General features: G+C 72.7%; 15 protein-coding genes. 9 read left to right on the top strand and 6 right to left on the bottom strand.

Annotation, left to right across the window (positions count from 1 at the left end):
• Window position 1: 1 nt before the first annotated feature.
• From ABZO31_RS08855 to pulA, 5 genes are all read left to right on the top strand, one after another.
• Entirely contained in the window at window positions 2-853 is an 852-nt protein-coding gene (locus tag ABZO31_RS08855) for a sugar ABC transporter permease (protein ID WP_406865298.1), read from the top strand.
• Between the two features lie 108 nt (window positions 854-961).
• Window positions 962-2,653: an alpha-amylase family glycosyl hydrolase gene (locus ABZO31_RS08850; protein WP_406860555.1), complete on the top strand. Its 1,692-nt coding sequence runs from the start codon at window positions 962-964 to the stop codon at window positions 2,651-2,653.
• Entirely contained in the window at window positions 2,641-3,693 is a 1,053-nt protein-coding gene (locus tag ABZO31_RS08845) for a LacI family DNA-binding transcriptional regulator (protein WP_406860554.1), read from the top strand. Before ABZO31_RS08850 ends, ABZO31_RS08845 begins: the two co-directional genes overlap by 13 nt.
• 137 nt (window positions 3,694-3,830) lie before the next feature.
• Entirely contained in the window at window positions 3,831-5,528 is a 1,698-nt protein-coding gene (locus ABZO31_RS08840; protein ID WP_406860553.1) for a carbohydrate-binding module family 20 domain-containing protein, read from the top strand.
• Window positions 5,529-5,601: 73 nt separating this feature from the next.
• Window positions 5,602-10,884, top strand: a complete 5,283-nt coding sequence (gene pulA, locus ABZO31_RS08835; RefSeq protein ID WP_406860552.1) for a pullulanase-type alpha-1,6-glucosidase — start codon at window positions 5,602-5,604, stop codon at window positions 10,882-10,884.
• A gap of 16 nt (window positions 10,885-10,900) precedes the next feature.
• Here the strand turns inward: pulA and ABZO31_RS08830 are convergent, their stop codons facing one another.
• A complete protein-coding gene (locus ABZO31_RS08830) occupies window positions 10,901-11,614 on the bottom strand; it encodes a TetR/AcrR family transcriptional regulator (RefSeq protein WP_406860551.1) in 714 nt (237 codons plus the stop codon).
• A gap of 38 nt (window positions 11,615-11,652) precedes the next feature.
• Here ABZO31_RS08830 and ABZO31_RS08825 point away from each other — a divergent pair, with 38 nt between their 5' ends.
• The gene (locus ABZO31_RS08825; RefSeq protein WP_406860550.1) at window positions 11,653-12,141 is read left to right on the top strand and encodes a hypothetical protein; all 489 of its coding nucleotides are present in this window, start codon (window positions 11,653-11,655) and stop codon (window positions 12,139-12,141) included.
• A 53-nt stretch (window positions 12,142-12,194) separates the two neighbouring features.
• On the opposite strand, the gene ABZO31_RS08820 is transcribed toward ABZO31_RS08825, so the two are convergent.
• The 4 genes from ABZO31_RS08820 to ABZO31_RS08805 form a co-directional block, all read right to left on the bottom strand.
• Complete coding sequence (locus tag ABZO31_RS08820; RefSeq protein WP_406865297.1) at window positions 12,195-13,262, bottom strand: PDR/VanB family oxidoreductase; 1,068 nt, start codon at window positions 13,260-13,262, stop codon at window positions 12,195-12,197.
• Window positions 13,259-14,143 carry a metal-dependent hydrolase gene (locus ABZO31_RS08815; protein WP_406860549.1) on the bottom strand — a complete coding sequence of 295 codons (885 nt, stop codon included), beginning with the start codon at window positions 14,141-14,143 and terminating at the stop codon, window positions 13,259-13,261. The genes ABZO31_RS08820 and ABZO31_RS08815 overlap by 4 nt, the downstream gene beginning before the upstream one ends.
• A 125-nt stretch (window positions 14,144-14,268) precedes the next feature.
• Entirely contained in the window at window positions 14,269-16,161 is a 1,893-nt protein-coding gene (locus tag ABZO31_RS08810) for a hypothetical protein (protein ID WP_406860548.1), read from the bottom strand.
• A gap of 56 nt (window positions 16,162-16,217) precedes the next feature.
• Entirely contained in the window at window positions 16,218-17,009 is a 792-nt protein-coding gene (locus ABZO31_RS08805; protein WP_406860547.1) for a tyrosine-protein phosphatase, read from the bottom strand.
• A 114-nt stretch (window positions 17,010-17,123) separates the two neighbouring features.
• Between ABZO31_RS08805 and ABZO31_RS08800 the strand changes: the two genes are divergently transcribed.
• Entirely contained in the window at window positions 17,124-17,531 is a 408-nt protein-coding gene (locus ABZO31_RS08800) for a hypothetical protein (protein WP_406860546.1), read from the top strand.
• Window positions 17,532-17,550: 19 nt separating this feature from the next.
• Here the strand turns inward: ABZO31_RS08800 and ABZO31_RS08795 are convergent, their stop codons facing one another.
• Window positions 17,551-18,957, bottom strand: coding sequence for a DUF1996 domain-containing protein (locus ABZO31_RS08795; RefSeq protein ID WP_406860545.1), 1,407 nt, complete (start codon window positions 18,955-18,957; stop codon window positions 17,551-17,553).
• A gap of 150 nt (window positions 18,958-19,107) precedes the next feature.
• Here ABZO31_RS08795 and ABZO31_RS08790 point away from each other — a divergent pair, with 150 nt between their 5' ends.
• Both ABZO31_RS08790 and ABZO31_RS08785 read left to right on the top strand, forming a co-directional pair.
• On the top strand, window positions 19,108-19,740 hold the full coding sequence (locus tag ABZO31_RS08790; RefSeq protein WP_406860544.1) for a hypothetical protein: 633 nt from the start codon (window positions 19,108-19,110) through the stop codon (window positions 19,738-19,740).
• 43 nt (window positions 19,741-19,783) lie between these two features.
• Window positions 19,784-21,232, top strand: coding sequence for a PepSY-associated TM helix domain-containing protein (locus ABZO31_RS08785; RefSeq protein WP_406860543.1), 1,449 nt, complete (start codon window positions 19,784-19,786; stop codon window positions 21,230-21,232).
• Window position 21,233 lies beyond the last annotated feature (1 nt).

The raw sequence follows: 21,233 nt of genomic DNA, 5'->3' as shown, positions 1-21,233 counted from the left end.
CATGACCCCTCCGCGCAAGGTGCGCCCCCGCGGCGAGCGCTCGCCGCTGGCCTCCGTCGGCCTGCACCTCACCCTGATCGTCGCCACGATCGTCGCGATCTTCCCGCCGCTGTGGCTGGTGATCACCTCCTTCAAGCCGAAGACCGAAGCCTTCGACACCTCCCTGGTGAAGGACTTCACCCTCGGCAACTACAGCCACGTCATCGGCGACACCCAGTTCCTGACCTGGCTGGGCAACTCGCTGATCGTCGTCGGGCTGACCACCGTCATCGGCGTCTTCATCTCCGCCACCACCGGATACGCGGTCAGCCGCTTCCGCTTCCCGGGCCTGCGTCCGCTGATGTGGATGCTGCTCATCACCCAGATGTTCCCGGTCGCGGTGCTCATCGTGCCGCTGTACAACCTGCTCGCGAGCCTCGGCCTGCTCAACCAGCCGGTCGGTCTGGTCGTCACCTACCTCACCGTCGCCGTGCCCTTCTGCGCCTGGATGATGAAGGGCTACTTCGACGGCATCCCGGCGGAGATCGACGAAGCCGGTCGTGTCGACGGACTCAGCCCGTTCGGCACCTTCTGGCGGCTGATCATGCCGCTCGCCAAGCCGGGCCTCGCGGTCACCGCGTTCTACACCTTCATCACCGGCTGGGCCGAGGTCGCCTACGCGTCCGCGTTCATGACCGGCGAGGAGAACCTCACGCTCGCCGGCGGCCTGCAGACCTTCGTCAACCAGTACACCGCCGACTGGGGCTCGCTCACCGCCGCGGCAGTGCTCATCGCCGCCCCGGCCGCGGTCGTCTTCGGCCTCGTCCAGCGGCACCTCGTCTCCGGGCTGACGGCCGGCGCCACCAAGTCGTAGGCCGCCCTGCCGACCCCGCCCCCTTCCGTACGCACTCCGGTCCGCGCACGCCGGCCCGGCCCTGACACCGGGCCGGCGCAGCGCCACCCCTTACGAACCAGGGAAGACATGACCCAGCACCTCACCGCCCCGGCCGCCGCCCCGACCACCGGCACGCAGACCGGCTGGTGGAGAGACGCGGTGATCTACCAGGTCTATCCGCGCAGCTTCGCCGACGGAAACGGCGACGGCATGGGTGACCTGGAGGGCATCCGCAGCCGGCTGCCGTACCTCAGGGACCTCGGCGTCGACGCCGTCTGGCTCAGCCCCTTCTACGCCTCCCCGCAGGCCGACGCCGGTTACGACGTCGCCGACTACCGGGCCATCGACCCGATGTTCGGCAGCCTGCTCGACGCCGACGCGCTGATCCGCGAGGCGCACGAGCTGGGCCTGCGGATCATCGTCGACCTGGTGCCCAACCACTCCTCCGACCGCCACGAGTGGTTCCAGCGCGCGCTGCGCGAGGGCCCCGGCTCCCCGCTGCGCGAGCGCTACCACTTCCGCCCCGGCAGGGGCGAGAACGGCGAACTGCCGCCCAACGACTGGGAGTCCATCTTCGGCGGCCCGGCCTGGACCCGGGTGGCCGCGCCGGCAGGCGATGGGAGCACCTCCCAGCCGGAGGCTGGGGGAGAGTGGTACCTGCACCTCTTCGCCCCCGAGCAGCCGGACTTCAACTGGGAGCACCCCGCCGTCCGCGACGAGTTCCGCTCCATCCTGCGCTTCTGGCTCGACATGGGCGTCGACGGCTTCCGCGTCGACGTCGCCCACGGCCTGGTCAAGGCCGACGGACTGCCCGACATCGGCAGCCACGACCAGCTCAAGCTGCTCGGCAACGACGTCATGCCGTTCTTCGACCAGGACGGCGTCCACGAGATCTACCGCTCCTGGCGGCAGGTCCTCGCCGAGTACGACGGCGAGCGCGTCCTCGTCGCCGAGGCGTGGACCCCCACCGTCGAGCGCACCGCGAACTACGTGCGCCCCGACGAGATGCACCAGGCCTTCAACTTCCAGTATCTCGGCTCTTATTGGGATTCCGAAGAGCTGCGGACCGTCATCGACGCCTCGCTCGAGGCGATGCGCCCGGTCGGCGCGCCCACCACGTGGGTGCTGTCCAACCACGACGTCACCCGGCACGCCACCCGGTTCGCCAACCCGGCGGGCCTCGGCACCCAGCTGCGCACCCCCGGCGACCGCGCGCTCGGCCTGCGCCGCGCCCGCGCCGCGACGCTGCTGATGCTGGCGCTGCCCGGCTCCGCGTACGTGTACCAGGGCGAGGAGCTCGGCCTGCCGGACGTCACCGACCTGCCGGACGAGGTACGCCAGGACCCGTCGTTCTTCCGGGCCACCGGCCAGGACGGCTTCCGCGACGGCTGCCGCGTGCCGATCCCGTGGACCACCGAGGGCTCCTCGTACGGCTTCGGGGGCGGCGGCTCCTGGCTGCCGCAGCCGGATGCCTGGGGCGGCCTGAGCGTCGAGGCGCAGACCGGCGACCCCGGCTCCACCCTGGAGCTGTACCGCAGCGCGCTCGCCGTGCGGCGGGCGCAGCCCGGGCTCGGTGCGGGCGAATCCGTGGAGTGGCTGGACGCCCCGGAGGGCGTGCTGGCCTTCCGTCGCGACGGGTTCGTCTGCACCGCCAACACCACCGGTCGGGCGATCACCGTCCCGCTGCCCGGCCGGTTCCTTCTCTCCAACGAGGAGATCCGGATCGTCGACGGCACCGCCGAGGTGCCGGCCGACACCACCGTCTGGTGGGCGGTGTGACGATCCCCCTGCCGCGGGGCGCCGGAGGGGGCGCCCCGCGGCTCGCGGACCTCGCGGCCCAGTCCGGCGTCAGCGAGGCCACGGTCAGCCGTGTGCTCAACGGCAAGGCGGGCGTGGCCGACGCGACCCGGCACAAGGTGCTGGCCGCGCTCGACGTGCTCGGCTACGAACGGCCCGTACGGCTGCGACGGCGCAGCGCGGGCCTCGTCGGGCTCGTGGTGCCCGAGCTGACCAACCCGATCTTCCCGGCGTTCGCGCAGGTCGTCGAACAGGTCCTCGCCGGGCACGGCTACACCCCGGTGCTGTGCACCCAGATGCCCGGCGGCGCGACCGAGGACGAACTGGTCGAGCAGCTCGTGGAGCGCGGGGTCTCCGGCATCGTCTTCCTGTCGGGACTGCACGCGGACGCCTCCGCGGATCCCGGGCGGTACGCCGAACTGGCCGCCCGGGGCGTGCCGTTCGTCCTCATCAACGGCTTCAACGAGCGCATCGACGCCAACTTCGTCTCACCGGACGACCGTTCGGCGGCGCGGATGGCCGTACGGCATCTGGTGGACCTGGGCCACGAGCGGATCGGCCTGGCCATCGGACCCACCCGGTACATGCCGTCCCGGCGCAAGGCGGAGGGCTTCACGGCGGCGCTGCACGCGCTGCTCGGCATGGAGCGGGAGACGGCGGAGACGTACGTCCGGCCCACGCTGTTCGGCGTGGAGGGCGGTCACGCGGCCGCCGATCTGCTGCTCGACCAGGGCTGCACGGGCATCGTCTGCGGCTCCGACCTGATGGCCCTCGGCGCGATCCGCGCGGTACGGGCGCGGGGCCTCGACGTGCCGGCGGACGTGTCGGTGGTCGGCTTCGACGACTCGCCGCTGATCGCCTTCACCGACCCGCCGCTGACGACGGTGCGGCAGCCGGTGCAGGCGATGGCGACGGCGGCGGTGGGGACCCTGATCGAGGAGATCGAGGGCAACCCGGTGCAGCGCACGGAGTTCGTCTTCCAGCCCGAGTTGGTGGTGCGGGGGTCGACCGCGGCCGCGTAACTCCTTGCGCAAGGAGTTACATCGAGGGGTCCGGAGGGTTGACCCGCCGTCAAGGCGGTTCTAGGTTCACGGCTGAAAACAGTTGCTGATGTTTTCGGCAACTTCTTGCGACGCTGATGTCGTCAGGAGGAATCAAGATGGCCAGAAGGACCGTGGCCGCTGCACTCGCCCTCGTGGCGGGAGCCGCTGTGGCCGTCACGGAGCCCCCCACCCTCGCGCAGGCCAGCCCGCCCGGCGAGAAGGACGTCACCGCGGTGATGTTCGAGTGGAAGTTCGCGTCGGTGGCCAAGGCTTGCACCGACAGACTGGGCCCCGCCGGATACGGGTACGTGCAGGTCTCCCCACCCCAGGAGCGCATTCAGGGTGCCGCCTGGTGGACCGCGTACCAGCCGGTGAGCTACAAGATCGCCGGCCCGCTGGGCGACCGGGCGGCGTTCAAGAGCATGATCGACACCTGTCACGCGGCCGGCGTGAAGGTCGTCGCCGACTCCGTGATCAACCACATGGCGAACGCGTCGGGGACGGGAACGGGCGGGACCTCGTTCTCGAAGTACGACTACCCCGGGCTGTACTCGGGCGCCGACATGGACGACTGCCGGTCGACGATCGGCGGGTACACGAACCGCGCCGAGGTCCAGAACTGCGAACTGGTCGGCCTGCCCGACCTGGACACCGGCGAGGACTGGGTCCGCGGCCGCATCGCCGGGTACCTGAACGACCTGCTGTCGCTGGGCGTCGACGGCTTCCGCATCGACGCCGCCAAGCACATGCCGGCGGCGGACCTCGCGAACATCAAGTCCCGGCTGACGAAACCTTCCGTCTATTGGAAGCAGGAGGCGATCCACGGGGCGGGTGAAGCCGTCTCGCCGAGCGAGTACCTGGGCAACGGCGACGTGCAGGAGTTCCGCTACGCGCGGGACCTCAAGCGGGTCTTCGAGTCCGAGAACCTCGCGTACCTGAAGAACTTCGGCGAGGGCTGGGGCTACATGCCGTCCGGGCAGTCCGGGGTCTTCGTCGACAACCACGACACCGAACGGGTCGGGGACACCCTCACCTACAAGTCCGGCGCGAACTACACGCTCGCCTCGGTCTTCATGCTGGCCTGGCCGTACGGCGCACCGGACGTCCACTCGGGCTACGAGTGGACGGACAAGGACGCCGGCGCGCCGAACGGCGGTCAGGTGAACGCCTGTTACACGGACGGCTGGAAGTGCCAGCACGCCTGGCCCGAGATCGCGTCCATGGTCGGCTTCCGCAACACGGCGCGGGGCCAGGGCGTGACCGACTGGTGGGACAACGGCGGGGACGCGATCGCGTTCGGCCGGGGCGCGAAGGCGTACGTGGCGATCAACCACGAACCGGCTTCGCTGACCCGCACCTTCCAGACGTCCCTGCCGTCCGGCACGTACTGCGACATCCAGTCGAACCGTCCCGTGGCGGTGAACGCGTCGGGTCAGTTCACGGCGACCCTGCCGTCGAACACGGCGGTGGCCCTGCACGTGAACGCCACCGGCTGCGGCGGCACCGGCCAGCCGCCCGCGAGCTCCGGCGCGTCCTTCAACGTCACGGCCACGACCGTGACGGGCCAGAACATCCACGTCACCGGCAACCGCGCCGAGCTCGGCTCCTGGTCCCCGTCGGCCGCACCCAAGCTCGACCCCGCCGCCTACCCGGTCTGGAAGCTGGACGTCGCCCTGCCCGCCGGAACGACGTTCGAGTACAAGTACATCCGCAAGGACGCCGCCGGCAACGTGACCTGGGAGTCCGGCGCGAACCGCACGGCCACGGTCCCGGCCTCCGGCCAGGTCGTCCTGAACGACACCTTCCGCAGCTAGCCGACGCCTCCCCGCGTCCCAGGGCCGCCCCGCCGGGGCGGCCCTCTCTTCCCGTACTCCTGGGAGCATCCTCGTGACACGCAAGAGAAGGGCGGCCGCGGTGGCCGTCGCCCTGTGCGCGGCCCTCGTGCCCGCCCTGCCCGCCTCGGCGGCCAAGGCCCCGCCCCCGCCCCCCTCCGACAAGGCGCTCGTCTCCGCGACGCCCGCGCGGCACGACCTCACCCGCGAGCAGTTCTACTTCGTGCTGCCCGACCGGTTCGCCAACGGAAGCGCCGCCAACGACCGCGGCGGGCTCACCGGCAGCCGCCTCGGCACCGGGTTCGACCCCGCCGACAAGGGCTTCTACCAGGGCGGCGACCTCAAGGGGCTGACCCAGCGCCTCGACTACATCAAGGGGCTCGGCACCACCGCCATCTGGATGGCGCCCATCTTCAAGAACCGCCCCGTCCAGGGGACCGGCAAGGACGCCTCCGCCGGCTACCACGGTTACTGGATCACCGACTTCACCCAGGTCGACCCCCACTTCGGCACCAACGACGACCTGAAGAAGCTGATCGCCGCCGCCCACGCCAAGGGCATGAAGGTCTTCTTCGACGTCATCACCAACCACACCGCCGACACCGTCGACTACGCCGAGAAGAAGTACGGCTACCGGCCCAAGGGCGCCTACCCGTACCTCGACACCACCGGCCGGCCCTTCGACGACCGGGCCGGCATGAAGGCCGTCGACCGCGACTCGTTCCCGTACACGCCCACCACCACCGGCGGCAAGGTCCCCTCCTGGCTCAACGACCCCGCGCTCTACCACAACCGCGGCGACTCCACCTGGGCCGGCGAGTCCGCCGAGTACGGCGACTTCGTCGGGCTCGACGACCTGTGGACCGAGCGTCCCGAGGTCGTCGAGGGCATGAAGCGGATCTACCAGACGTGGGTCCGCGACTTCGACATCGACGGCTTCCGCATCGACACCGTCAAGCACGTCGACCTCGACTTCTGGACCCAGTGGGCCACCGCCCTCGACGCCTACGCGAAGACGCAGGGCCGCGAGGACTTCTTCATGTTCGGCGAGGTCTACTCCGCCGACCCCGCCGTCACCGCCCCCTACGTGACCCGCGGCCGGCTCGACGCCACCCTCGACTTCCCCTTCCAGGACGCCGCCCGCGCCTTCGCCTCGCAGGGCGCCGGTGCCGAGAAGCTCGCCAAGGTGTTCGCCGAGGACCACCGGTACACCACCGACAAGGCGAACGCCTACGAGCAGGTCACCTTCCTCGGCAACCACGACATGGGCCGCATCGGCGCGTTCCTGAAGCAGGACAACCCGGACGCCTCCGACGCCGAACTCCTCGACCGCGCCCGGCTCGCCAACGAGCTGATGTTCCTCTCCCGCGGCAACCCGGTCGTCTACTACGGCGACGAGCAGGGCTTCACCGGCCCCGGCGGCGACAAGGACGCCCGGCAGACCCTGTTCGCGTCCGAGACCCCCGACTACCTCGACGACGACCTCATCGGGACCGACCGCACCCACGCCGTCGACGCGTACGACACCAAGCACCCGATCTACACGTCGATCGCCCGGCTGTCCCGCCTCACCAAGGCGCACCCCGCCCTCCGCGACGGCGTCCAGCAGGAGCGGTACGCCGAGGGGTCCGTGTACGCGTACTCCCGTACCGACCTGAAGGCCCGGACCGAGTACGTCGTCGCCACCAACAGCGCGACCACGGCCAGGACCGTCTCGATCCCGGTCGACTCCGCCGACTTCCGTGTCCTGTACGGCGGAAGCGGCGCCGCGCGCGCCGAGGACGGGCGCGTCAGCGTCACCGTCCCCGCCCTCTCCTCCCTCGTGCTCCGCGCCGACCGGCCCCTCCCCGCCCCCACCGCCGCGCCCTCCGTCCGCCTCACCGCCAGCCCCGACGGGCAGGTCTCCGCGGACGTCTCCGGCGGCGGGCTGAACCGGGTCCTGTTCGCCGCCCAGCAGGGCACCGGGCCCTGGAAGGTGCTCGGCAGCGCCGACCACGCGCCGTACAAGGTGAGCCACCACATCACCGCCCCGGCCGGAACCCCCGTGCGCTACAAGGCCGTTGTCGTCGACTCCGCCGGCCGTACGGCGAGCGCGCTCGCCGCGACGACCGCGCCGGCCCCGCCGCCCGCCGAGAAGCCGGTGGCCGTGCAGCGCCCGTACGCCGTCGTGCACTACAAGCGCTCCGGCGGCGACTACGACGGCTGGAAGCTCAAGGCCGACGGCCACGAGGCCGCGTTCACCGGCCGGGACGCCTACGGCGCGTTCGCCTGGGTGCCGGTCGCCGAGGGCGCGTCGAGCGTCGCGTACACCGTCGAGAAGGACGGCGCCGCGGACGGCCCGCAGCGGAGCATCAGCCTCGGCCGCACCGGCCAGGTCTGGATCACGCAGGGCTCCGACGCCCAGGCCGACACCGCGCCCGACGGCGCGTACCCGCCGCAGGACACCACCAAGGCCGTCATCCACTACAACCGCCCCGACGGCGACCACGACGGCTGGGGCCTGCACCTGTGGACCGGCGCCGCCCAGCCCACCGACTGGTCCAAGCCGCTGATGCCGGTCCGCGTGGACTCCTACGGCGCGACCTACGAGGTGCCGCTGGCCCAGGGCGCGACGTCCCTCTCGTACATCCTGCACAAGGGCGACCAGAAGGACCTGCCCACCGACCAGTCCCTCGACCTCGCCACCTACGGCAACGAGGTATGGCTGCTCGCCGGCAAGCCCGCGTACCTGCTGCCGCAGACCGGCGGCACGCCGAACCTCGACCTCGGCAAGGCCGAGGCGCAGTGGATCGACCGGAACACCGTCGTCTGGAAGGTCAAGGCGACCGACGCCACCAGCCAGCAGCTGGTGTACTCCGCCGCCGGGGACATCACCGTCGCCGACGGGGCGCTCAGCGACGAGGGCCGCTGGCTCCGGCTGAACGCCGGCTCGCTCACCGACGCGCAGAAGGCCCGGTTCCCGCACCTCAAGGACTACCCGGCCTTCACCGTCGACCCGCGCGACGCCGACCGGGTCCGCGCCTCCCTGCGCGGCCAGCTGATCGCCACCCAGCGCGCCGCCAACGGCGCCCTGCTCGCCGCGACCGGCGTGCAGACCGCCGGCGTCCTCGACGACCTGTACGCGGCGAAGGCCACCGGGGCCTCCCTCGGGCCGGTCTTCCGCGCCGGCCGCCCGATCCTGTCGCTGTGGGCCCCGACGGCGCAGTCCGTGGCCCTGGAGATCGACGGCCGCACCGTGCCGATGCGCCGGGACGACGCGTCCGGCGTGTGGTCCGTGTCCGGCCCCGCGTCCTGGACCGGGAAGCCGTACCGGTACGCGGTCAAGGTCTGGGCGCCCAGCGTGCAGAAGCTGCTGACCAACAAGGTCACCGACCCGTACTCCACCGCCCTCACCACCGACTCCGCCCGCAGCCTGGTCGTCGACCTCGCCGACCCGAAGCTGGCCCCGGCCGGCTGGCGGACCCTGAGGAAGCCGGCCGCCGTGCCGCTGCGCGACGCGCAGATCCAGGAGCTGCACATCCGCGACTTCTCCGTCGCGGACCCGACCGCCGAGGCCGGACACCGCGGCACCTACCTCGCGTTCACCGACCCCGGCAGCAAGGGCTCGCGGCACCTGAAGGCGCTCGCCGCCTCCGGCACCTCGTACGTGCACCTGCTGCCCGCCTTCGACATCGGCACCATCCCCGAGAAGAAGTCGGACCAGACCACGCCCGGCTGCGACCTGAAGGTGTACGCCCCCGACTCCGAGGAGCAGCAGGCCTGCGTGGCCGCCGCCGCGGCGAAGGACGCGTACAACTGGGGCTACGACCCGCTGCACTACACCGTGCCGGAGGGCTCGTACGCCACCGACCCCGAGGGCACGAGGCGCACCGTCGAGTTCCGCCGCATGGTGCAGGCGCTCAACGGCGACGGCCTGCGCACGGTGATGGACGTGGTCTACAACCACACCGTCGCGGCCGGTCAGTCGGACAAGTCCGTGCTCGACAAGATCGTGCCCGGCTACTACCAGCGGCTCCAGGCCGACGGCTCCGTCGCCACCTCCACCTGCTGCGCCAACACCGCGCCGGAGAACGCGATGATGGGCAAGCTGGTCGTGGACTCGGTGGTCACCTGGGCCAAGGAGTACAAGGTCGACGGCTTCCGCTTCGACCTCATGGGCCACCACCCGAAGGAGAACATCCTCGCCGTCCGCAAGGCCCTGGACGCGCTGACCGTCGCGAAGGACGGCGTCGACGGCAAGGCGATCGTCCTGTACGGCGAGGGCTGGAACTTCGGCGAGATCGCCGACGACGCCCGCTTCGTCCAGGCAACCCAGAAGAACATGGCCGGGACGGGCGTCGCCACGTTCTCCGACCGGGCCCGTGACGCGGTCCGCGGCGGCGGCCCCTTCGACGAGGACCCGGGCGTCCAGGGCTTCGCCTCCGGCCTGTACACCGACCCCAACACGTCCAAGGCCAACGGCACCCCGGCCGAGCAGAAGGCCCGGCTGCTGCACTACCAGGACCTGATCAAGGTCGGGCTCTCCGGCAACCTGGCCTCGTACTCCTTCACCGACACCGCCGGGCGCACGGTCAAGGGCTCCGAGGTCGACTACAACGGCTCCCCGGCCGGTTACGCCGCCGCGCCCGGCGACGCCCTCGCGTACGCCGACGCGCACGACAACGAGACCCTGTACGACGCGCTCGCCTTCAAGCTCCCCGCGGGCACGTCACCGGCCGACCGGGCCCGGATGCAGGTCCTCGCCATGGCGACGGCGACCCTCTCGCAGGGCCCCGCGCTCTCCCAGGCGGGCTCGGACCTGCTCCGCTCCAAGTCCCTGGACCGGAACTCGTACGACAGCGGCGACTGGTTCAACGCGATCCACTGGGACTGCCGGGACGGCAACGGCTTCGGCCGCGGGCTGCCCCCGGCCGCCGACAACAAGGCGAAGTGGGGCTACGGCAAGCCGCTCCTGGTGAACCCGAACCTGACCGTCGGCTGCGCGCAGATCGACGGGACCGCCGCCGCGTACCGGGACCTCCAGCGGATCCGCACCACCGAGCCGGTGTTCTCGCTGCCGACCGCGGCGCGGGTGCAGGACGCCCTGTCCTTCCCGCTCTCCGGCACCGAGGAGACCCCCGGCGTGATCACCATGCGCCTGGGCGACCTGGTCGTGGTCTTCAACGCCACGCCGGACCGGCAGACCCAGCGCGTCGCGGCCCTGGCCGGCAAGGGCTACGCCCTGCACCCGGTCCAGGCGTCCGGCACGGACGCCACGGTGAAGTCGGCGTCCTACGAGGCCGGTTCGGGGACCTTCACGGTCCCGGCGCGGACGGTCGCGGTGTTCACCGCCCGGTAGGGCCGCCAGGGCCTGTCTAGCGCAGGCGCTGGGCCGGGACTCGCGGGGCGAGTTCCACGAGCCGGCCGACGAGGTCCCCGAAGGGCCCGTCGGCCGGCTCGTCCGCGAGCATGCGGACGAGTATGTCGGCCGTCTCCGCGTCGTACGCGGCGCTGACCGCGGTCAGCGCCGCGAAGTCGTGCACCAGCTGCAGCTCCAGCTCGCCGCGCGGCACCCGCCGCCCGTCCAGCCACAGCAGCGCCGTGGACTCCGCCAGCGACACCCAGGAGCGGACCACCAACTCCATCCGGGCGGACGGCCTCTCGATCTCCAGATGGGCCAGGATCTGCTCGTACGCGGCCTGCCGCACCTCGTCGATCATCGCGTTGGTGGTGGACGAGCCGACCGCCGGGCCGCCGCGCATCAGCGCCGCGAAACCGGGGCCGTGCTCGTCGACGAAGTCGAAGAACCGGCCCATCACCCGCAGCAGCCTGGCCCCCAACGGGCCGTGCGGCGGCTCCAGGAAGCGGCCCGCGAGCTCGTCCGCGGCCCGGCGCAGGGCCGCCTCGTACAGGCTCTGTTTGCCGGGGAAGTAGTGGTAGACCAGCGGCCGCGAGATCCCGGCGGCGGCGGCGATCTCGTCGATGGAGACCTCGTCGGGGGAGCGGTGGCTGAACAGTTCCAGTGCCACCCCGATGAGTTGCTGTCTGCGCTCCTCGACGCCCATCCTGCGCCGTACCCCGGTCGTCATGCGAACAGCCTAACGGGCGTCCATTACGCTCCCACCACATGAGCGCTTCCGACGATCAGGCCACGGCCGCCGAGGGCACGGCCGACCTGGACACCAAGGACCCGGAGACCGCGGAGGGGAAGACCTCTGCGGACCGGGAGACCTCCGCCGACCAGAAGTCCTCCGCCGACGAGGCGGCCTCGCCCGATGTGGAGCCCTCCACCGAGGAGGAGTCCTCCGACGGCGCGGACGTCCCCGCCGACGACGCGCCCGACGAGGGCGAGTCGGCGGCCGGGATGACCCCCAAGCAGGCGCGGCGGCTGCGGGTGGCCGTCGCCTCCGTGCTGCTGGTGGCCATGGCGGTGGTCCTGGTGGTCCGGCTGGCCAGCCGAACCTCCGTCCTCGTCGTCGGCGTCTACGGCCTCGCGATGATCCTGTGCGGCGTCGTCATCGAGCTCTCCCGCAACGGCCGCACCCGCCTGGGCACCTGGCTGCTCGCCGGCGGCCTGCTCGCCGCGCTGGCCGCCGACTGGCTGATCCTGCCCTAGGGGGCGTCTGACGATTCCCCGCGGCGTAGCGGCGTCAGACACCCCCTAGCGGCTCACAGGTCGAGCACGAGCCGCTCGCCCGCGCAGCGCGAGACGCAGATCAGCATCGAGTCGTCGCGCTCCGCGTCGGTGAGCAGCTCGTCCCGGTGGTCGACCTCGCCCGCGAGCACCCGCTGTTGGCAGGTGCCGCAGAAGCCCTGCTCGCAGGAGTACGAGACGTCCGGGATCTCCTCCCGGACCGCGGCCAGCACCGACCGGTCCGCCGGGACCTTCACCGTCCGCCCGGAGCGCCGCAGTTCGACCTCGAACGCGGTGCCGCCGGCCGTCGCGGCCGCCGAGAAGCGCTCGAGCCGCGGGGTACGGCCCTCGGGCAGCGCCGCGCCCACCGCGTCCATCAGACCGTCGGGCCCGCAGCAGTACACCTCGGTCTCCGCCGGCACGTCGGCGAGGAACCCCAGGTCCGGCAGGCCGGACTCGTCCTCGGCGCACACGGTGGTCCGGTCCGCGCCGAGGCGTTCGACCTCGTCGAGGTACGGCATGGTCGCCCGGCTCCGCCCGCAGTACAGCAGCCGCCAGTCGGCGCCCGCCGCCGCGGCCGCGCGGACCATCGACAGGACCGGCGTGATGCCGATGCCGCCGGCCACGAACACGTACGACGAGGCGTCGACCAGCGGGAAGCGGTTGCGCGGCCCCCGGATCTCCAGCTCGACGCCCTCGTGGAGCTGTTCGTGCACCTCCGCCGAGCCGCCCCGGCCGCCCTGCTCCGCCCCGATCAGGCGGGTGGCGACGGTGTACGCGCCGGAGTCGGCCGGGTCGCCGCAGAGCGAGTACTGGCGGACCAGGCCGGACGGCAGCACGAGGTCGAGGTGCGCGCCCGGCTGCCAGGCGGGCAGTCCGGCGCCCTCCAGGCGCAGTTCGACGACGCCCTCGGCGGGCGAGGTGCGCGCGGTGACGAGGACCATGCGCGGGACGGTGGTGTTCCGGCCGCGGCCGGATATCGGCTCGTCGAGGGTGGGCAGGGGCCAGAGCGGGGAGTGCTGGATACGCCGGCGCATCGCCCGCTTGGCGAGCAGCGCCGCCCCGGCGACCAGGACGACGGTACGCAGTCGGGGCATGGTCAGCGGCCTCCGTTGGCGCCGGGGGAACCGGCCAGGTAGGCGGCCGCCTGCTCGGTGTCGCCCTCCTGCGAGGGGTGGTAGTCCCTGCTGAGGTAGCGGGGGATGGAGCGCAGCATGTCGGGGGTGGAGGGCAGGACGCCCTCGCGGCCCTTGCGGACGAACTGGCCGACGGACGCCTTGCCGTCGAGCAGGGTCGGGTCGTTCTCCATGAAGAACCGGGCGCCGCGCTGCCAGAAGAAGACCAGCGCGCTGAAGGCCAGCGCCCAGGTGCGCACCCGGCGCCGGTAGCCGCCGTCGAGGTGCATGAACAGCTCGAAGGCGACGGAGCGGTGCTCGACCTCCTCCGCGCCGTGCCAGCGCAGCAGGTCCAGCATGGCCGGGTCGCAGCCGCGCCGGTCCAGCTCGTCGGCGTTGAGCACCCAGTTGCCGAGGAAGGCGGTGTAGTGCTCGATCGCGGCGATCAGCGCCACCCGTTCCATCAGCCACCAGCGGCGCGGCCGGCCCGGCGGCAGGGTCTTGTCGCCGAGCAGCTTCTCGAAGAACCAGTCGACCTGCGCGGTGTACGGCGTGGGGTCGAGGCCCAGTTCCTTCAGCCGCGGCAGCACGTCGTCGTGGGCCTGGGAGTGCACGGCCTCCTGGCCGATGAAGCCGATGACGTCCTCGCGCAGCCGGTCGTCGGTGATGTACGGGAGCACCTGCTTGTACACGTGGATGAACCAGCGCTCGCCCGCGGGCAGCAGCAGGTGCAGCACGTTGATGGTGTGGGTGGTGAACGGGTCGCCGGGTACCCAGTGGAGCGGGGTCTCGCGCCAGTCGAAGGAGACCTTGCGGGCCTTGAGCTCGATGTGCTCCGACGCCACCGGTGCAGGCTGCGTATTAGACATGCTGTCAATGTACTGAGAAGTAAGGTCGCGTCAACAGAGGTGTGCAGGGGGATTTCGTACGGGAGACGTGAGGTCTCCGTCCATGATCACCCTGAGGTGTCCGCCTCCGCCCCTGCCCCCGCTCCTCACCTCAGCGCGGCCACCCGCATCCCGTTCGCCAGCTTCCCGACGAGCTGGGCGCGCACCCCGCGCTCGGCCTCGACCGCCAGCAGCCGGCCCCCGCGCCGGGCCTCGACCCCGCCCGTGGTCGTCAGCGAGACGAAGTCCCGGGTGCCGGCGGCCAGCACGTACCACTGGCCGGTACGGGCCTGCCACAGCACGCCCGCCAGCACCCGCGGCTCGCGCGGGCCGCACGCCGGGGAGACCTCCGAGCGGGCCGCGAGGGCGCCGGTCGTCGCGCCCGGGGCCTGGAACTGGGCCAGCACCCGCGCACCCGTGCCCCGCCAGGTCTCCGCTCGGGTGCACAGCCAGGCCGCCCGGCCGCCCCCGGCGGGCAGCCGCTGCTCCGCGTACTGCCAGGAGTTCACCGACCGCACCCCGTGCGAGCGCACCGTCGGCAGCAGGCAGGCCGTACGGGCCCAGGACTCGCGCGCCGCCCGCCCGGTCACGTCCCCCGGCGCGCCGGGCGCGCCCCAGGTCAGCCGGGCCGGGGCCAGCTCGCCCAGGTCCGCGTACAGCCGCTCGCCCCGCTCGTCGCGCAGCTGCAGCACCGGCCACGCCGAGCAGTCCCTGGCCTGCGCCGGGCTCAGCATCGGGTCCGTCACGCCGTACCCGTCCAGGGCCAGGGGCAGGACCGGCTTCGCCGGGCGCAGCAGGTCCCGCGACGCGGTCGTCCGGACCCAGGGGGCCGTCAGGTAGCGGACGTTCGCGGAGGTGCGGGTGAGCACCAGGGCCGCCGAGCCGGCCGCGTCCGCGCCGTCCGTGCGGGCGAAGTCGAGCGACGGGCCGCCCGTGCCGTCGACCGGCTCCGCGTACCGCACCGCCCGCAGCCCGTCGTGGAACAGCACCACCCGCGAGCCGTCCACCTCGCCCGCGAACAGCAGCTGCGCCGGCCCCATCGGCGGGCCCGGCGGCGTCCCCGGCGTCGCCGAGGCGTGCACCCGCTGGCCCGGCCGCGCCCAGACCGCGAGCGCCCGGCGCAGCAGCGCGCTGTCGCCGGTCAGGCCGCCGCGCGCGGGCCAGACGGAGAAGTCCGTACGGGCCGAACTGCGCCAGACCGCCGGGTCGACCCGGCGCAGCTGCCCCGGATCGAGCGCCGCCTCGGACGCCGGGTTGCGCGCGTACGAGGGGGCCGCCGCGCCGGCCGGGCCCCAGCCGTCGCCCGGCAGCCCGAGCAGCGCGCCGCAGACCAGGGTGGCGACGGCCGCGGCCAGCGCGGCCCGGCCGTGCTGGCGCCGCCGCATCAGGTCCGTCGGCCGGGCCTGCAGCGCGCACGGGTCGAACTCCGGCGACTCCAGGAGCGCGTGCATGCCCTCCACGGAGTCCGCCTCGGCCAGTGCCGTCCTCGTGTCGGACACCCCGGCGGCGGCCAGCACCCGGCGCGCCTCGGCGTCGCCCTGCCGCTCCAGGCCGCGCAGCACGTACGCCGCCCGGCCGGCCGCGGTGAGCTCCGACAGCCGCTGGTCCAGGGCCAGTTCGTCGGTGCCGCCGGCCCGGGGGAAGACCCGCAGCCCCCAGATCCGCGGCAGCAGGGCGGGCCTCCGGGACCGGTGCCGCAGCGCGCGCCGCAGCACCTCGCCGCGCACGTACGCGTACCCCGGGTCGACCGCGTCCTCCGCCCGCCGCTGCTTCGGCAGCGGGGCCCCGGTCGGCCGGCGGCGCGGCAGCGAGCGCTGCACCAGCGCGTGGGCCGCGAGCACCCGCCGGTTCCGCCCGAGCGCCGCCGGCAGCACGAGATAGGCGATCCGCACCAGCCGCGGATAGTGCTCGACGAGGGCGGCCTCGGCCTGCTCGACGTCGAGCGGACCGTGGGCCGGGGTCCCGCCGGGGGAGGAGGTGTCGGCTTCCTGGGTGCTCACATTCAGCAGAACGAGCGATTGATGCGATGGTCACCCTGTTCTTTGATGTGTGCGGGTCAGGCGATCAGACGTCCGCGGATACGTTCCGCCTGCTCGTCCGTGACGCCCAGGCCCTCCCGGACGTACTTCTCCATCGAGCCGTGCCGCACCGCGACCTCGTCCAGGGCCGCCGCCAGGTACTCCGGCGCCACGCCGATGATCGCAAGGGCCAGTTCCGGGTCGCCGCCCTGCGCGGTGAACCCCTCCACCAGCGGCGCGAACGCCTGCCGGACCGCCGGGTTCACCGACAGGTACTCCGTCCGCACCGTCTCCTCGTCCGCGCCCAGCAGCGACAGCAGGACCGCCGCCGCCCAGCCGGTGCGGTCCTTGCCCGCCGTGCAGTGGAACAGCAGCGGCGCCGCCGCCGGGTCCGCCAGCTCCGTCAGGAACGCGCGGTACGAGGCCCGCGCCGAGTCCGTGGTCACGAACGCCCGGTAGGTCTTCTCGAAGGCCCGCCGCACCCTGCCTCCGCCCAGGTGCTGCTCCGCCAGCGCCGGGTCGCCGAGCAGTTGCTTCAGCCGGGCCGCCGGCGGCAGCCCGCTGGCCGCCAGATGGTCCGCCAGCACGTCCGCGACCACCACCCGGCTGCCCGGCAGGGGCCGGTCCGGCCGGTCCGCCCGCTCCCGGTCGGTGCGGAAGTCCACCACCGTCCGGATGCCCAGCGCGCTCACCACCCCGTCCGCCGCCTCGAGACGGTCCAGCTGCCCGGACCGGAAGACCAGCCCCGGCCGGACCGCCCGGCCCCCGGCGAGCGGCAGCGTCCCCAGATCGCGGAGGTTGGCCACGGTGGTGGCGGGGATGGCGGGCATCGGCGTCTCTTCTCGTACGTAACGTCCTTTTCCATACGAAACCGTAATGGATCGGGTCGTACCAGTCCTGGTGTTCGGCCCCCGAACGCCCCCTCGACCCGGCACGATGACCCCATGCAGACGCAGCGAAGCGCGGTGACGGCGGCCCTTCTGGCCGCGATGCTGATGGGATGCGGGGCCGGGGAACCGGACGTTCCGCAGGAGGCGAGCGGCAGCCTGGAGCAGCTCGCCGAACGGGCCCGGTGTGCGAAGCCGGACGTCCGCGCCGACACGGCCGAGCTCCGCCAGGCGTCCTGCGCCACGGACGACGGCACGTACGTGCTGCTCACCTTCGCCACCGACCGCGGCCAGCGCGAATGGATCAACCAGGCCAAGGACTACGGCGGTTCGTACCTCGTCGGCCGCCGCTGGGTGGTCTCCGGCGACGAGGACACCGTGACAGCCGTACGCGGCCGGCTCGGCGGGACGGTCGAGACCGCCGCGCCGCACCGGCCGCAGAGTTCCCACGGCTCGCATCACTGAACCGTCAGGGCTGACTGGACTAGGCGCAACGGCGACCCTGGTTCAGGCAGTCCACCATGCGCCGCATCAGCCGCTCGTCGAAGACGTTGATGAAGTCGCCGTGATCGGTGACCGGCTTGTGCAGCTGCTCCGGGAACGAGTCCACCGCGAAGCCGGGCCCCGGCGGCACGTCGTACACGATCCGCTGCACCAGCTGCGGAATCGCCCGGAAGCCGTTCTGGCAGCGCCCGCCGCGGTCCGCGAACGCCACATGGGTGCGGTGGTTCGCACTGTCGGTGTTCTGACCGTCCCAGCAGCTCTGGAACTTGAACGTCCGGACGACCTTGCTGCCCTCGGGACAGATCGGGTACTTGTCCTTCAGCTGCCGGTCCTCGAACCCGGTGCACGACCACGACGCGTTGGCGTTGCCGTTGCCGTTGGTCTGCGCCTTCGCGTCACCGGTGATGATCCGCAGGAACCGCGGCATCGCCGTCACCTTCGAGACCGGGCTGCCCTCGAACTTCAGCGTGACCTGCGCCGGCGTCTGGATCTCGCCGACGTTCTGGTCGTTGCCGCCGCCGTCCGCCTGCGCGTCCGCCTCGTTCTGGCCGTTCTGCAGGCGCAGCACCGGCCAGTAGTAGGTGGACCGGTCGCCCTGGTTGCGGCAGGTGGTCGCCCCGTCGGCCAGGTCCTCGTCGCTCGCGAAGGCGTCGTTCGCCTGGTTGCCGACGTAGTCGTGCATGTGGTGGGCGCCGTTGCTCACGCCCGGCGCGACGATCACGTTGTCCGGGTTGAACTTCCCGTTCTCGTTGCGGCCGCAGTTCGTCGTGAACGAGCCGCGGGACGCGCCGCTGCGCACCCGGGGCCGCTTCACGTTCGGCTGGACGGTGGTGATGTCGACGAAGTCGGACGCCTCGGGCCCGTTCCCCGCCTGGCCCGAACCCTGTCCGTTGCCGCCGCCGTCACCTCCGTCGTTTCCGCCGCCCTTCTCGTCATCGGCCTGCAGCGTGCACGGAGCCATCCGCTCGATCTGCCTCGGCGGTTCGCCCTCCCGGTCGATGAGCGCGACGATCCGCTGCAGGATCACCAGCCGTTCGTTCTCCAGCGGCTTCAGGATCTGCTGCTCGGCGAACTGCGGATCTTCCGCGATCCGCTCGCGGTTCTCCGCGAACCGCTGGTACGCCACGGTGATCTGGCCGTCCAGCGTGGCCAGTTCACGGTCGACGTCGCTCCGTACCCCCTGGGGCACCTCGGTCAGCTCGGCGCCCACGTCCGGGCAGTCGATGGTGGACATCGTGGGCGCGGACGGGGACGGATTGCTGTTCCATCCCTGTCCGGCCGACGCGTAGGCGTTGAGGGCCACGAGGCCGCCACCGCCCAGAACCAGTGCGGCCGACGCGGCGATCGCCCGGCGCGCGAGTGTAGAACGTTTGCGAGTCCTTCCCATGGGCCTCCATACGGACGGGGCGCCCGTGGCGTTCAACGTCTCCCGGGATCGGTGTGCGGAGGGAGGTGCGCGGGCGGAGTCCGGGTGGGGTGCGGGCCGGGTGCGGGCGGTCTCCCGCGTCCGGCGGCGGGGTGACACCATATGGCCATCATGACGAATTCCCGCTCGCCGATACGGGCCCTGCGCGCCGCGCTCTTCGCGGCCGTATGCGTGTCGTTGGCCGCGGTGGGGCATTCGTCCATGTCCGCGCACGGCATACCGGTCCGTTCCCTCGGCCTCGCCTTCGCGGTGACGGGCGTGCTCGCCTGGGCCTGCTGCGGCCGGCGGCGGGGGACCCCCGCGATCGGTGCCGGACTCCTCGCCGTGCAGACCGCGCTGCACACGATCTTCTCGGCCGGTCAGGGGCACGACGCCCCTCTCGCCCATGCCTCCCACGCGGGGACGGGCATGGGCGCGGGTGTGGAGATGAGCGTTGCCGCCGGGCACGGCCCGCTCGGCATGACCGCGGCGCACCTCCTCGCCGCCGTGATCTGCGGGCTCTGGCTGGCCCGCGGCGAGGCCGCGCTGTTCGCCCTCGCCCGCACCGCCGGCGCGGCCGCCTTCACGCCGCTGCGGCTGCTTCTCGCCGTCGCCCGCATCCGGGTCCCCGAGCCGCCGCGCCCCGTGCGCCCGCGGCCCCGCGCCCGCCGGCTGCACGGCGTCGTCCTCGCCCACGCCCTGTCCCGGCGCGGCCCGCCCCGGCTGACCACACCCCGCGCCACGGCCCTCGGAGCACACGTCTGACCCGGGGGTCTTCCCCCTGTCGACCTCGACTCCGAGGACAGTCATGACACTTGACGGTTCCGTGCGCCCGGAAACGGCCGCCGACCCCACAACCGATCCCACCCCCGACGCCGACGGGCCGGCCGAGACCCCCGGCGGCAGATCCGCCTGGAGCGCCCTGCGCCCCCTCGTCCTGCGCCTGCACTTCTACGCGGGCGTCCTCGTCGCCCCGCTGCTCCTCGTCGCCGCGACCAGCGGCCTGCTCTACGCCCTCTCCTTCCAGGCCGAGAAGGTCGTGTACGCGCACGAGCTGACCGTCCCCGTGGGCGAGCGCACCGTCCCGCTCTCGCAGCAGGTCCACGCGGCGAAGAAGGTCAACCCGGGCGGCACCGTCACGGCGGTCTGGCCTTCGGCGGAGCCCGGCGCGACCACCCGGGTCCTGATGGCCGACCCGTCCGTGAAGGAGGGCACCTCCCTCGCCGTCTTCGTCGACCCGTACACCGCCGAGGTCCGCGGACAGCTGCCCAGCTACGGCAGTTCGGGCGCGCTGCCGCTGCGTACCTGGCTCGACGAACTCCACCGCGATCTGCACCTCGGCGAACTCGGCCGCAACTACAGCGAGCTGGCCGCCAGCTGGCTGTGGGTGGTGGCGCTCGGCGGGCTCGCCCTCTGGATCGGCCGCCGCCGCAGGGCGAGGCGCGAGCTGTTCCTGCCCGAGCGGGGCCCCAAGTCCCGCCGCCGCACGCTGTCCTGGCACGGTGCGGTGGGCCTCTGGGCGGTCACCGGTCTCGTCCTGCTCTCCGCCACCGGTCTGACCTGGTCGCGCTGGGCGGGCGAGAACATCGACGCGGTCCGCTCCCAGCTCGGCGGCGCGACCCCGGCCGTCTCCGCGGTCATCGGTGCCGGGACCGGCGAGGGGACGACCGGCCACGAGGGCCACGCCGGCCACGGCGGCGGAGCGCCGGCCCAGGCCGCCACCGGCCCCGACGTCGGCATCGACAAGGTGGTCGCCGCCGCCCGCGAGGCCGGCGTCGACGGCCGGATCGCGGTGACCCTGCCCGCCGAGGGCAAGGCGTACGTGGTCAAGCAGACCGACACGCAGTTCCCCGTCCACCTGGACTCGGTGGCCGTGAACCCCGCCGACGGTGCCGTCATGGACCAGCTGCGGTTCGCGGACTACCCGTTGCTCGCGAAGCTGACCCGGTTCGGCATCGACGCCCACACCGGTGTGTTCCTCGGCCTCGCCAACCAGCTGGCGCTCGCCGCCCTCGCGCTCGCGCTGATCCTGCTGATCGTCTGGGGCTACCGCATGTGGTGGCTGCGCCGGCCCGGCCGTCCCGTCGCGCGCGGCGCGTGGCGGAAGGTTCCGCCGACGATGCTGCTGCCGCTGCTCGCCGGGACGGCCCTGGTGGGCTGGTTCGTGCCGATGCTCGGCATCAGCCTGCTGGTGTTCCTGGCCGTCGACGTCCTCCTCGGCCTGATGGCGCGGGCCCGGGCCCGTCGCGAGGCGTAGC

Source organism: Streptomyces solicamelliae (assembly GCF_045348655.1).
In the GTDB taxonomy this organism is placed as follows: Bacteria; Actinomycetota; Actinomycetes; order Streptomycetales; family Streptomycetaceae; genus Streptomyces; species Streptomyces solicamelliae.
The sequence above is the reverse complement of the archived record's forward strand: the minus strand, read 5'-3'. Positions and strand labels throughout refer to the sequence as shown.